Here is a 13,477-nt window from a genome sequence, read left to right as displayed (position 1 = left end):
GTTTGATACAGGTCGGTTGGCAAAGGAATTCAATATGCAACAGTTTCATATCAGAAGACTAAGAGAAGAAGACGTCCCACTGTTGAAAACGCTCTTGGTCGAACTCGACAGCTCTCATTATAATGCTGAGCCAGATTTCTACCGTTCTCCGGGAGAAATGGCGCAGTTAAGGGAAGATCGAAACATCTTCGATAAATATTTTGATGGCAGCATCACGGCTTTTATTGCTTGTTCTAACCGACAGGTGGTTGGTTTTATCTCTGGTACCGTGCGAGAGGTCAACTCGATTCTCTCTCCGGAAAGACGCGTTGGATATATCAATGAGTTAGTGGTGTCTGAAAGTCACCGAAACTTAGGTATTGGCTTGTCTTTGATGGATAAAATCGAGAGTGATTTGTGCAGCCAAGATATTGAAGAGCTCGGTTTAACCGTGGCGTCATTTAATCATGAAGGCGAAGATTTCTACCATAAGATGGGTTACCGCGTGATCACCAAAATGATGACTAAACGAGTCAAAGGCTAGCGCTAATGTAAACGTGAATTGAATCAAAAACGCCTCTCTATCTCGTGATAAAGAGGCGTTTTTCTATCTAGGTTTTTAGCAAATTCTGAGCGTTAGCTGCTCATTTCAACGTTGCTGCGGATTGTTTACCCATTGCAATTAACTTGTCGAGAATACGCTCACCATCTGCACGAAGACCGTTGTGCTCATATTCATTGGTGATCCAAGCTTTTGAGTTCGGCATTGCAGCGAGTGTTTCACGGCTAATGTCCATTTCTACAAACATATCGTCGGCATAGACAGCGCAGCTCACAGGCACCTTATTGTTTGCCAGTTGCTGGGCATCGTACAGCGGCGTCCAATCGGCTTTCTCTGCCAGTAATTCCGCCGCTTCTTTCAGTGGCTTTAAGTTCACGTATTGATCGAACATCCAAGGGAAAACCATTTCTCCAGTAAAGTAGAACGGCTTGCCTTGTTCGTAGTTGAACGCGTTGTGTTCTTGACGCACTCGGTGCGCGCTCCATTGAGAAGCAAACCCTTGGCAGTAAATTGATTCGTGCAGAATCGCGTAAATTGGATTGGTCTGGAAGTTTTGCTGCGCCAACATGTCGTTGAGGAATTCATAACGAAGCTGAGGTTTACCGTTCACTTCAATCAAGGCACTTTCTAGCCAGTAATAAGTTGGCAAGAAGGTATCACTGACACCAAAGTTAATCCCAATTTGTTGGAACTGTTCGACAGTAAAGTGCTGACCATTTGGCAGAAACTCTTCGTGCACCAATAAGTGATCAGCAATGTTTTGGCATAGCTGCTGCGCTTGTGGGAATTGTTGGAAGAAGGCTTGGTTCTTTTCCATGGTACGCTTGAATGTTGCGTGATACACATCATCCGCATGGCGAGAAACCGAAGGCACACCACCCGTAATGTAGCTTTGCAGAAGGCTGTTCGGGAACAGCGATAGATAAGTTAGTGAGCAGAAACCACCAAAGCTCTGACCCAAAATCGCCCACTTCTCAACACCAAATTGTTCACGGATAAATTCCGCATCGCGAACAATGTTGTCTGCGCGGAAGTGGCTTAAGTAGTCCGCTTGTTGCTCCGGCGTGAGGTGCGCAAGCGTCTGGTGATTAATCACGCTGCTGTTGCCAGTGCCGCGTTGGTCGAGCAGCAGTACACGGTACTCACTCAGTGCGCGTTTGATCCAACCGTTGTTTCCGTTTGGACGAGGAGAAGGGAAGCCCGGACCGCCTTGAAAATACACTAACCACGGTTTGTCGGAGTCTTCATCGCCGACTAAACAAACGGAGCGAGCGAAGACGTTGATCGTGCCTTTGCTTAGATCTTGGTAGTCCAGCGGCACGGTAAACGAGCAGGGCGTGTAATGCAGTCCTGCGTCGATAAATGATTGAGCGTTCATTGTTATGGTCTGTCCTTGTTTATAGTCGCGTTACGATATCGAATTCCTTATTAGAAACAATAGATTTGTTGTAAGAACTCGATTTTTGAAGCCTGAAAGGCAAGTAATGGCATTCAAAACAGAAACTCTTCGATCTTTCCGTGTTGGTATGCACTGAGTGAACTATGATCTGATAGGTGCAGTTTAGACATCACTGTCTTACCGTTTTTATGAAACGAGACATTTGGCGGTCATTGACCATGGAGGATGCTTGATGAACACGTCACTTACCCGAATCACGCTCACTTGTTTATTACTACAGACCATAAGTGCCCCTGCATTGGCAGTCGTAACGCCGAATCCGCCTCAGTTGCAGGCGAAAGGCTATGTGTTAATGGACTTTCAGTCCGGTGCCATCATTGCTGAGCAAAACGCGCGTGCCGGATTAGCCCCAGCCAGTTTAACCAAGCTGATGACCGCTTACGTCGTGGGGCAAGAAATCAAATCTGGGCGGCTTCAATGGGATGATAAAGTGACGGTGAGTGAGAACGCGTGGTCAGCCAAATTCCCAGACTCCTCAAAAATGTTTATCCAACCCAAAGATGAAATCACCGTTGCCAACCTAATGCGTGGTGTGATCATTCAATCTGGTAATGATGCTTGTGTGGCGCTCGCCGAACACGTTGCCGGTAGTGAAGGGGCGTTTGTCGCCTTGATGAATGGTTGGGCAGATAAGCTCAGCTTGAATGATACCTACTTCGTTAACTCGCACGGTCTAGATAGCGAGGGCATTCAAACTTCTCCTAACGACATGGCGACGCTGATGCAATCCATCATCAATGACGTGCCTGAAGTCTATGCGCTTTATAGTGAAAAGGTATTTAAGTGGAACAAGATCACCCAATACAACCGCAATAAACTGCTGTGGGATAAATCGATGGATGTCGATGGCGGCAAAACGGGCTACACCAGCAATGCTGGGTACAGTTTGGTCAGTTCTGCTAAGCAAGGAAAGATGCGACTTATCTCGGTAGTGATGGGGACACCAAGCAAACAGTCGCGTATTAGCCAGTCTAAGAATCTGCTCAGTTATGGCTTCCGCTTTTATGACACCAAACAAGTGGCAAAACAGGGCGAAGTTCAGGCGAGTGCAAAAGTTTGGAAAGGCGATGTCAGTGAGATTGATTTGGGTTTTGCCCAAGATGCGTACCTGACGCTCCCTCGCTCTCTAACCGCTGGTTTAGACAAGAGCGTGATCGTGAATGAGCCGCTGATTGCACCCATAGCAAAAGGGGATGTGGTTGGTAAAGTCGTGTGGAAGAGTGACGATAAAACCGTGGCGAGCTATCCATTGGTAAGTAACCAAGCGGTGGAAAAGGGCTCGTGGATTGGGAAGTTATGGGACAGTTTGGTGCTGTGGGTGAAGTCTCTGTTTAACTAGCGCAAGGGTGAATTTCGCGATAGTGAGTTCAGAATTTCAGAAAAAGAAAAGCAGCTCGAAGGGGAGCTGCTTTTTTCTTTTTATAGCTGAGACGACTTTCGCATTTATTGCGGTTTCAGTGATTATTCAGACAAGGTGATGATTGGTAAGTCATCCCAAATCTTGCTCTCATCCGAAGCGCCGCCAGAGAAGTTCCAAGGACCTTTGTCTTGTTCCAGTGGACGGTAAGTGGCAGACAATCCATCCAAGTCCCAAGTTGTCACATAGAATCGAATGCCATCCAGTGAATCAGGTCGACCTAGTGCGTCACTCGCGAAGTCCATCGAAATGGTGTTGTTGGCTTTGTCTACCGTGACCATTGGTGCTGGTGTTACGGCTTCGCCCCATGTTGTCGCGTTTGCGCCTTGGGTGTTGTAAATCGAGCTTTGCCAGCCGAAGACTACAGCATTGCGACTCCATGTTCCGCTTGGCATAGAAGCGTTGATCTTAGGCAGTTCCGTTAGGTTGGTTGCCGCTTCTTCCGGTAAATCAATGAAGATGGTGAAACCAACGTGGTCAAAGCCATTTGGCGGTAACCAAGTATCGGTGATCTTGTCCATGGTGAAGGTCAAGCGCACGTTGCTGCCGACGGTAAATACCTCGGCTTTGTTGATTGCGAGTTGGCTGTTGTCTTTATCGAAAGTTGGATCCGTTGGTAGCGAGTAGTTACCGTTAGGACCGCCCATGCCATCTTGTGCATCACCTGCATCATCAATAGTGTCGTCCGGTGTGTTTGACCAGCTTAAGTCCGACACAAAGTTCACATCTTCAATGCCTGCTTTTTTCTCAGTGGAGTAAATCGCGAAGCGGTGTTGCTGTTCGCCAATTGCAAAGTGACGGGTAGATAAAGTCACGCTGAACTGACCGTCAGCACCTACGGTAATGGCTTGTGCTGTTTCTAGATTACCGTCCACGACAAGGTTTAATTTCTCGTTTGCGTTAGCAGTACCAGCAATCACGATGTCATCAGTGATGGTTTGTCCTTCCCAATCTTGCGCCAGTTGGATGTTGAGGTCTGGTGTATCTACCGATTGGGTGTCGTTAGTTTTCGAGTAAATCACAGCAGATTTGGGTGGTAGTTCAAGGGTTACGTGACCGTTTTCATCGGCGACTAACTGCTCTGGAGCGTCTGCCCAGTTCGACATGATTTGTTGTTGGAAAATGGTGCCGCCCGCTTGCTCTACATCGAGTTGGTTCATCAACATCGGGGAATTCGATGTGTTCATTACCACCAAGACTTCGTCGTTATCCAACGTTCGGGTAAAGGCGAACACACCGGCACCAGCTTTATCGCTGCCAATCACTTTCATTTCGCCGCGTGTCATGACTTTGTTTTCGGTACGTAACTTAGCAAGCTCTTGGATGAACAAGTACATCTCGCTGTTTTGGTCGAATGAGTCTACGTAGTCGCCATCTTCACGGTAACCGCCGGCAAACATCGCATCGCGCGCTGCTGACATCGCCTGTTCTGTACCTTGGTAAATCACGGGGATGCCCGGTACCGCCATCATGGTAATCAGCGCTTGTTTCATATCGTTGACGCTGCCTTGCGATAGAAAACGCGGCATATCGTGGTTATCGATGAAGTTTGGCATGATGTATGGATTCGGGAACATCTCCATCATTTTCTCAAGACGGAAGCGTAAGTAATCGGTCGGTTGTCCTGCTGCAAACACGCGCGTCATGGTGGCTTGCAATGGGAAGTTCAACACCGAGGTTAACTGCTCCGGTGAGCCGCTTTCACCGATGTAAGTCAGCATCTTCTCTTCGCCTTCGGTGTTGTAAGGCGTAGATGTTTCGAAGACTTCACCAAAGGTTAGGAAGTTATCGCGACCAGTATCAACCGCTTGAGTCATCACACCATCGTCGGCATGCAGGAAGTCGTTCCAGAAATCGTGCTCAACAAATTTCACGGTATCGATACGGAAACCGTCAACGCCCACTTCGCGGATCCATTTACGGTAGCTCTCTTTTAGATAAGCGCGTACTTCAGGATCGGACGTATTTAGGTCATCCAGATCCGACAGTTGCCAGGTTTTTTCTTGTACTGGGTCGTTGTGATCGGTGATGCTTGGCGTCCAGTGGTAAATGCCCGAGCCATCATCTTTACACTCATTCATGTTGAGCGGATAAGGCAGTTCTTGCCCTGCTGGCAGCGCATTTTCAATCAAGCGAAAACCTTGGCAAGGAAGGCTAGGATCGTAATTGTATGGGTCATCGTAAGTGAAGAAGTTACCAACGTGGTTGGTCACTATGTCTTGAATCAAGAACATGTTACGAGCGTGCACTTCTCGCGCTAACGCTTGGTAGCTTTCCATGTCACCAAAGTGCTCATCCACTTTTTGGAAGTCACGCGCCCAGTAGCCGTGGTAACCGCCGTAGTTTTGCTCGGCATCCCACCATTGGTTTGCCACTGGCGGTGTAATCCAGATAGAAGTAGCGCCTAGGTCTTCGATGTAGCCCAGTTTGTCGCTGACACCAACAAGGTCACCACCACTGAATTTTTTGTCTGAGGTAGGATCGTATTCATTCTGACCTTGATCGTTAAGCGTGTTGTCGCCGTCGTTAAAACGGTCGATCATCAAGAAGTAAATGATCTGGTCTTGCCAATCAGGAGATGCCACGTGGCTTCCTGTATCTGCTGGTGTGGTTTCATCGCTACCACAGCCAGAAAGAGCTAAGGCGATCGCTAAAGGGAGTATTTTTATTTTATTCATAGGGTTAGGTAAGTTTTCAAACACGGTTTTTGTCTCCGTTATGCAGCAATGCGGAAACGATAAATCAAAGGTTTGAAATTGAGAGTGTCATTTCACGCCAAAAAAGACGTGAAATGATGTCACGAAGTGCTGAATTTGAACTGTGCTACATATTTAACTGAGTGGTTGCACAATTGGGTATTGAATCGGGTAATGGTCTTTGGCTAACTCATTACCCGAATGATCATAGAGTCGGAATCGACACTGTTTGGCCGTTTGGGGGAGGGGAAGTTGTAGCGCCCAGCATGTGTAATCTTCTGCATTCTGAGTTTGGCTCATTGTGTGCGGAGATGGCGCATCACCCACGTAGCAATCGATTTTCGCCACGTCTTTTAATCGACAGGCGAGTTCCACAAACAAGGTGTAATGAGTGCCGAGTTGGATCAGTTGTCTTGTTGGGACTATGTATTCCGCTGCGCCAATTAAAAGCCCTTTAGAAACCACGTAATTACGCTGGTGGTTGTTATCAATGTAGCGCTCACCATCGACTTCATAACACAGTCTAAAGGTCAGTGGATGTGCGACAGGAAGCTCTGTCGTCGCCCATAGTTCGGTACCATTATTCAAAAAACGCTCGAAGAAGGCTGGGTAGCGACGCCAAGTGCCATCACGGTCTCGACACTCAACGGAGACCACTTTTTCAAACGCAATGTTATCCACTTCCATCCAGATTTTACCGACGGGTTGGTCAATGTCGTTATCGGCTAGAGTGTTCGCTTTGGCGTAGTACAAGCGGATGGGTTGGTTGTTGAGATGAGTGCGGTTATCCAAGCACTGCTGGCGATATTGCATTGGCGAAAACGGATACCAACGGCGAAAAGTTCGGTGGAAGTTGGAAGGTTCTTCATAACCCAACTGATAGGCGATTTGCTGCGTTGTGAGTTGAGTGTCTGCGAGTAGAGCTAATGCGTGCTTTTTCTTGGCGAAGTCGACGCATTGCGAATAGCTCATTTGTTTTTCTTGCAGGCGACGTTGTAAGGTGCGCTTGGATACGCCCAATTGCAGTGCGGCTTGGTCTAATTTCAATGCGTAATTGCTGTTTTTGACGAACAGAGCATTAAGCACGCTCAACAATTCTGGCTGTTCAATTGGTTGGTGAGACAGCAGCAAATAAACATGTTTTACCAAGTCGAACACAACTGGGTTCTGAGTCGGGTTGATCTCTTCTTTTAGCTCGAAATGAGCAGAGTAAAGGTCATGGTTGTGAAGCTGAATGCGCACAGATTCACTCAAACCTAGTTGTTCCAATTGCATCAGCAGCAAGTCATAAACCGATTCTGCCCAGCTTGGCATCTCGGTAGCTCGGCACTCTAGCCGCATCTGAATCTGGTTATCACTGTGTTCGAAAACAATGTACAAGCGACGGTCGAACAGCGAAACACTTTTGCTCCACCACAACAGACCTTCACGCAGCGTCGGTGCCTCTTGCAACATCATACATTGCAAGGCAACCAGCTTTTCAATGTGCCAATATTCGCCAGCAATTCTTAGGTGATTGTGCCCGAGTTTTTTGCAGAGAAAGGGCGTGATGATGTTGTCTTGAGGCAGCATGAAAGTGGTTCGGTAACGGAGCAAAGGCGACATTATTGCTTAAACCGAGTGTTGCTTCAGTGAGAGTGCTCAAAGCTTGTTACATCGGCGATTTTCAAATTTATTTTGAAGATGTTTTTAACTGAAATCGGTTTTTCCCTGTAACTCATAAGGTTAAAGTGATAACCAGCATAAACTACTCGACTGGAGAACCCGATGGACATCGTTCAAGCTGCTAAATCTCGCTACTCAACCAAAGTCTTTGACCCAACTCGTAAGCTGCCTCAAGAAAAGATCGACGCAGTCAAAGAGCTGATTCGTTTTAGTCCATCGAGTGTGAACTCTCAGCCGTGGCACTTCATTCTGGCAAACACAGAAGAGGGCAAGCAACGTATCGCAAAAGCAGCACAAGAGAACTACGCGTTCAATGCTGCGAAGATCCTAAACGCATCACACGTGTTGGTGTTCTGTGCTAAAACGGACATCGATAACGACTACATCGAAGCGCTATTGGCGCAGGAAGAAAAAGACGGTCGATTCCCAACCGAAGAGGCAAAAGCAGCGGTACGTGGCGGTCGTAGTTACTTTGTGAACATGCACCGTTTTGACCTGAAAGACGCCAATCATTGGATGGAGAAACAGGTTTACCTCAACGTGGGTACATTGTTACTGGGTGTTTCAACGCTAGAAATTGATGCGGTGCCAATCGAAGGTTTTGACCCGAAAGTGCTGGATGAAGAATTTGGTCTACGTGAAAAAGGCTACACTGGCGTTGTGATTGTACCGCTTGGCTACCACGCGGAAGATGACTTCAATGCCAAGACGCCGAAGTCACGCTGGGAAGAAAGCTCTGTGTTTACTGAGATTTGATATCAACTCTATCAATTATTTAATCCTCCTTGCTGGTTAAAATCGTTGATAACTTCGTTTTGAACTTTGTAATTAGACCCACTAGTTACCGCAGTTCACGCCTTGTTCTAAACGATTTTTCCTGCGCAATTTATAACCTCATAATCAATAGAGTTGATATAGATGATTCATTTAGTTGCAGAAATTAAAGCGTACCCAGATAGTATCGACAACGTAACCAACTTACTTTCTGGTCTACTAGAACCTTCTCGTGAAGAAGAGGGGTGTTGCCAATACGAACTGTATTTGGATCAAAAGATCGAAGGCTTGTTTATGTTCCAAGAAATTTGGGCGTCGCAAGAAGCGTTAGATAAGCACTTACAAAGCCCACATATCGCGCAGTTTATCTCGACGCTAGAAGATAACGATTGGGTTGAATATTCTCAGATTCGCCCAATGACGTTTGTCGGCTAACCTTCTGAGCAGAATGTTGCCAGCACTTTCTTACGTTGCTGGCAGCATTTTTCATGAATGAATTCACGGAAAGTACGAATGGTTGGCGTCAGCAAACGACGATCGGCGCACACCATGTATAGCGGTACCGGACCACAATCCCACTCAGGCAATACTCTTACTAATCTTCCCTCAATCAAATCTTGGCTGATGTCCATCAGTGATTTGTTGGCGATGCCTTTGCCTTTGATTGCTAAGCGATGGGATAAGTCACTGTCGTTGCTAAGTAGCTTGCCATTCACAACAACCTGTTCTGTTTCGTCTCCGCGAGTCAGCGTCCATTTGTTGTAAACCGAATCCGCCACCATGTAACACAAACAGTTGTGTTGGTTTAGATCTTCCGGTTTGGTCAGCACGGGATTATTTGCGACGTATTCTGGAGAGGCACACAGGATTCGCTCATTTGCACCACATAACGCCAATACGACGAGATTAGAGTCAGCAGGTTCGCCGTAACGAATCGCGATATCGACGGGCTTGGTGTACATATCGGTTAAGCTATCAGACAGCTCTAACTTGATAGAGACGTTTGGGTAAACATCAATAAATTCATCAACCCAATCAAGCAGCATGTTGCGACCAAAATCAGATGGCGCAGTGATATGCAGCTGACCAGATAACTCGCCACGCGCGCTTGATATCTGATCTAACCCCTCTTGCAGTGTTGCGAGCGCTTGAGTGGTTTTGTCTAAGAACAGCTCACCCTCTGAGGTGAGGCGAAGGCTGCGAGTGGAGCGCACAAACAGCGGAAAGCCTATTTGTCCCTCAAGACGTTTGATCGATGCACTGATGGCTGCTGGTGTCATGTCCATGTTGTTGGCGGCTTTCGAAAAACTGCCTTGGCGTGCGGTTTCGACAAAGATATTCAGATCGTTGAGGGCTTTCATAATGAAAAGGGCTTTTAAGAAGTTTGGGCTACTATAGGGGAGAGTCGCAGGGCAATTCAAGGTTAAAACATTAGGTTGCACGGCGAGTTTGAGTTAGATTAGCGCGCAACTTCACTTTACTGGATCAATAGCATGAGCCAACAGCAGCCGAATAACCCACTTCACGGGTTGAGTTTAGAAAAAATCCTTACCCGTTTAGTTGAGCACTTCGGGTGGAAAGGAATGCATGAGCGCGTTCGTGTTAATTGTTTTCAGAAAGATCCTTCAATCAAATCGTCGTTGAAGTTCCTGCGCAAAACGCAGTGGGCAAGAGATAAAGTGGAAGCGCTGTACATCGAGACGTTCTGCTAATTGGATTTGGTGCACGTCTAAAAGAGAGATCCCGGATGGCTCGCTAGAATGACACAACTTTTCTCATCGCATAGGCTGGAAGAGTACCTCTGCGTCATTCCCGATAGCGACGAAGGAGCGCAGTCGGGAATCTCGATTCTAATCTCTCGCTTCTCGCCTCTTTATTACTCCAAATGATGCGTACTGCCCACGGTGCCTTCCAAGTCTAAAATCGACTGGCGAACGTGGTCTGGAATCGCGGCTTTCACATTGTTCTTAAAATCAAACATCACACCAGTGGCGGTCGCGATGGTCGCAATCTTGCCCCACTTCTTACTCAGCACTTGGTATTCCATCGTGATGCGATCTTCTTGCATGTCGATTACGCGTGAGCCAATCAAAAGCGTATCTGGAAACGTAACGGGTAGTTTGTAGCGGCACTGGGTTTCACTTAAAACCGGACCGATGTGAGACGTCTGCAAATCTACCAACAGATTAATCTTGTTGAAGTAGTCCAAACGCGCAGTTTCGAAGTAACGAAAATACACCGCATTATTGACGTGTTGCAGGGCATCCATCTCTCCCCAAGCGACTTTGATTTCCGTAATCACTGGGAATTCTTTTAATAACGTATCCATTACTCATGTTCCTTTTTCATCGACGTTGCCGCAATTTGCCAAGCGACTTATCACTTTGAGTATTTATTCTAGATGGAACTGATTAAAATGTAATAAAATTGTATGTAAAGTGTGAAATGAATTAGATGCTTATTTTTGTAAACTAAAAACTTTACATAGTCAGTTGTGAGGCGTAGGTTTAAGTAAGCGTAACCAAAAGGAGATGTCCAATGACAGAACTGAAAGGTTTCAATCTTGCCAAAGTAGAAAAACGAATCGACTGGACAGGTGAGCTGTTCAGTCTACGAGTTTCCGGAGCGCCTCTCTCCTTCAAAGCCGGACAATTTACCAAACTGGCCTTGCTCGACGAACAGGGCAATCCCATTAGCCGTGCATACTCGGTAGTAAATGCGCCCAGTGAGCAGTTTGAATGGCTTGAATTCTTAGTCGTCGCGAACCCAGAAGGGCAATTGACGCCAAGGCTACAGCAGCTTCAAACCGGCGATAGCATTTATGTTGGTGAAACGGCCCATGGGGATCTGATCCACGATACCATTCCCAAACACGCAAACGATCTATGGCTGCTTTCCACGGGCACAGGCATTGGTCCATTTCTCTCTTTGTTAGACGACATCAATCTACTGCCACACAGCGATCATATTGTGCTGGTGCATGGTGTGCGTTACGAAAGAGATTTAGTTTACAAATACCTGATAGAGCAGCTCCAACAGCGATATGAAGGTCGTCTTCGTTATGTACCGATTGTCAGCCGTGAGAGTATTCCGGGTCAGCTTCAAGGCCGTATTCCAGATCTGATTGCGTCGGGAGAGCTCGTTAATCGCGCTGACTTACCGTTTTCTAAAGAAAGCAGCTTTGTGATGATGTGTGGTAATCCGGAGATGATCAAAGACACCTCTCCAGTACTGCAAGAATTAGGGCTTGATAAATACCGAGCGAGAACGGGTGGCAATATCATTTACGAAAGGTATTGGTAAGCTTTGACTGATTTTTAATCCATCTCACTTCTGAGAGAGGTTCACAAATATCACATCTCACAATTGAGCACTTTGTGGTCCATCCCTAGAATGCATCAGCTTGCATTTCAGGGGGGAAGTATGTGGTGTTCAATTGCCAGTAAACGGCGCAGATTTATTGGTGGGCTGATTGATTTAATGCTTGTGACAGGGATAGTGCTACTTATTGCTCTCACGATCAATTCCCTCATTAATGGCTTCGAACTTTCTTTTCGTGAAAATCTTCAACTTGTTAATGAGACCAAAGCAAACTACGTCCTAACAATTCCGATGTTAATGATGATGAATTGGAATTTATTGCGTGACGGCCAGACAATTGGCATGCGTTTAGTTGGGATTAAAGTGGTGATGAGTAATGGCCATGATACGACGAAAGTCACTGCTTCATTGCGATTATGCATGGGCTACTTGATAGAAATGCTTATTCCATATACGCCGTTAGTGAATTTGTTGTTGCTGATTCTTCACCCGCAAAGGCGACTACTGCACGATTTAATTTCCGGAACTAAAGTTGTGAACTGTTAAAACATTTCAGATTTCGCCTGTTTCATACAGAGTTGCGAGCGACTCACCTTTCCACAACCCTTCTCTAGCGTCTACACTTTCTTCAGACATAAATTCAATCGCTTAGGATCAAGGATAATGAACAAAGCTGGTTGGGCGGTTTGTTTCGCTGCACTATTCTCTTCGGCTGCTTCTGCGGGTGAATGGGAGATTGAAGCCGGTGGATTTTTCTCTCGCACCGATACGAAACTCAACGCTTACGACCCTTATCTCGATCAAATACGCACTATCGATTTTGAATCGGATCTCGATTTGAAAGAGTTTACTGTGCTGCCTTATGTGGAGTTGGAGTATTACTTTAACCCCAAACACAGCGTGTACGCAGATTGGCGAAGTTTGCATCGAGAAGCCACCCGAACGGCGGTGACCAAGCCATTCGAAGTGACGATAGATGGAACAACGTATGCTGTTCAGGCTGGTTCAAAGCTTACAACAGAGCTGAATATTGATATTGCACGCCTAGGTTACGGTTACCAATTTTATACCAGCGATAAATGGGCGGTGGATGTATTGGCTGGGTTGCACGTGATGTGGCTGTCATTGGGTTTAGATGGCAAGCTCGGTGCGAAAGTGAGTGGAGTGGATGAAATCCCAGTGATGTTTGTTGATGATGCGGTTTTAAATGATGTCACAGCGCCATTACCAGACTTAGGTATTCGAGCTGAGTATTCGCTGAGTCCTGATTGGATTTTGAAAAGTCACGCTCAAGTCTTCTACCTAGCCGTAGATGATATTGAGGGTTACTTGTTGGAATTCGATTTGGGCGCTAAATACTTCTTTACCAATCAGTTCAGCGTGACGGGGTCATTCAACTATTATGAGGTGGGCGTTGATTATGAAAGTGACAAATCAGCATTGGATGTCACTTATCGGTTTTACGGGCCGATGCTGACCATGGCGTATACATTCTGATATTAAAAAAGCCACATTCTGAACTGACCCCCAATAGTTGGACACTAATTATTGGGGGTCTTTTTATGTCCAAATATAGCCGCGAGCTAAAATGTGTCATTGCTAAA

Annotated in this window: 13 protein-coding genes; 8 read left to right on the top strand and 5 right to left on the bottom strand. The window is 46.4% G+C overall.

The features are described from left to right. Positions 1 to 34: 34 nt before the first annotated feature. A complete protein-coding gene (locus tag VJL_RS22485; protein ID WP_038881567.1) occupies positions 35 to 523 on the top strand; it encodes a GNAT family N-acetyltransferase in 489 nt (162 codons plus the stop codon). A gap of 100 nt (positions 524 to 623) precedes the next feature. On the opposite strand, the gene VJL_RS22480 is transcribed toward VJL_RS22485, so the two are convergent. Beyond that, positions 624 to 1,919 carry an alpha/beta fold hydrolase gene (locus VJL_RS22480; protein WP_038881564.1) on the bottom strand — a complete coding sequence of 432 codons (1,296 nt, stop codon included), beginning with the start codon at positions 1,917 to 1,919 and terminating at the stop codon, positions 624 to 626. Positions 1,920 to 2,172: 253 nt separating this feature from the next. Here VJL_RS22480 and VJL_RS22475 point away from each other — a divergent pair, with 253 nt between their 5' ends. Beyond that, entirely contained in the window at positions 2,173 to 3,339 is a 1,167-nt protein-coding gene (locus VJL_RS22475) for a D-alanyl-D-alanine carboxypeptidase family protein (RefSeq protein WP_038881563.1), read from the top strand. Between the two features lie 122 nt (positions 3,340 to 3,461). Here VJL_RS22475 and VJL_RS22470 read toward each other — a convergent pair whose 3' ends face one another. Both VJL_RS22470 and VJL_RS22465 read right to left on the bottom strand, forming a co-directional pair. Further along, entirely contained in the window at positions 3,462 to 6,119 is a 2,658-nt protein-coding gene (locus VJL_RS22470) for an alpha-amylase family glycosyl hydrolase (RefSeq protein WP_038881561.1), read from the bottom strand. 129 nt (positions 6,120 to 6,248) lie between these two features. Beyond that, positions 6,249 to 7,685, bottom strand: coding sequence for a helix-turn-helix domain-containing protein (locus VJL_RS22465; RefSeq protein WP_038881559.1), 1,437 nt, complete (start codon positions 7,683 to 7,685; stop codon positions 6,249 to 6,251). Between the two features lie 195 nt (positions 7,686 to 7,880). Here VJL_RS22465 and nfsB point away from each other — a divergent pair, with 195 nt between their 5' ends. Then, a complete protein-coding gene (gene nfsB, locus VJL_RS22460) occupies positions 7,881 to 8,534 on the top strand; it encodes an oxygen-insensitive NAD(P)H nitroreductase (protein WP_038881558.1) in 654 nt (217 codons plus the stop codon). A gap of 162 nt (positions 8,535 to 8,696) precedes the next feature. Next, positions 8,697 to 8,987: a putative quinol monooxygenase gene (locus VJL_RS22455; RefSeq protein ID WP_005436210.1), complete on the top strand. Its 291-nt coding sequence runs from the start codon at positions 8,697 to 8,699 to the stop codon at positions 8,985 to 8,987. Here VJL_RS22455 and VJL_RS22450 read toward each other — a convergent pair. Further along, entirely contained in the window at positions 8,984 to 9,913 is a 930-nt protein-coding gene (locus VJL_RS22450; protein WP_038881557.1) for a LysR family transcriptional regulator, read from the bottom strand. The genes VJL_RS22455 and VJL_RS22450 overlap by 4 nt on opposite strands. A 132-nt stretch (positions 9,914 to 10,045) precedes the next feature. On the opposite strand from VJL_RS22450, the gene VJL_RS22445 reads away from it, so the two are divergent. Next, positions 10,046 to 10,264, top strand: coding sequence for a VF530 family protein (locus tag VJL_RS22445; protein ID WP_005429327.1), 219 nt, complete (start codon positions 10,046 to 10,048; stop codon positions 10,262 to 10,264). Between the two features lie 164 nt (positions 10,265 to 10,428). On the opposite strand, the gene VJL_RS22440 is transcribed toward VJL_RS22445, so the two are convergent. Next, positions 10,429 to 10,881, bottom strand: a complete 453-nt coding sequence (locus VJL_RS22440; protein WP_005453229.1) for an acyl-CoA thioesterase — start codon at positions 10,879 to 10,881, stop codon at positions 10,429 to 10,431. A 209-nt stretch (positions 10,882 to 11,090) separates the two neighbouring features. Between VJL_RS22440 and VJL_RS22435 the strand changes: the two genes are divergently transcribed. The 3 genes from VJL_RS22435 to VJL_RS22425 all read left to right on the top strand — a co-directional run bounded on the left by VJL_RS22435 (position 11,091) and on the right by VJL_RS22425 (position 13,370). Then, on the top strand, positions 11,091 to 11,855 hold the full coding sequence (locus tag VJL_RS22435; protein ID WP_038881555.1) for a ferredoxin--NADP reductase: 765 nt from the start codon (positions 11,091 to 11,093) through the stop codon (positions 11,853 to 11,855). A gap of 120 nt (positions 11,856 to 11,975) precedes the next feature. Beyond that, positions 11,976 to 12,419, top strand: coding sequence for an RDD family protein (locus VJL_RS22430; protein WP_038869181.1), 444 nt, complete (start codon positions 11,976 to 11,978; stop codon positions 12,417 to 12,419). Between the two features lie 114 nt (positions 12,420 to 12,533). Next, positions 12,534 to 13,370 carry an outer membrane beta-barrel protein gene (locus VJL_RS22425; RefSeq protein ID WP_038881554.1) on the top strand — a complete coding sequence of 279 codons (837 nt, stop codon included), beginning with the start codon at positions 12,534 to 12,536 and terminating at the stop codon, positions 13,368 to 13,370. Positions 13,371 to 13,477: the final 107 nt, after the last annotated feature.

The organism is Vibrio jasicida CAIM 1864 = LMG 25398, from assembly GCF_000400365.1.
GTDB classification, from domain to species: domain Bacteria; phylum Pseudomonadota; class Gammaproteobacteria; order Enterobacterales; family Vibrionaceae; genus Vibrio; species Vibrio jasicida.
The sequence above is the reverse complement of the archived record's forward strand: the minus strand, read 5'-3'. Positions and strand labels throughout refer to the sequence as shown.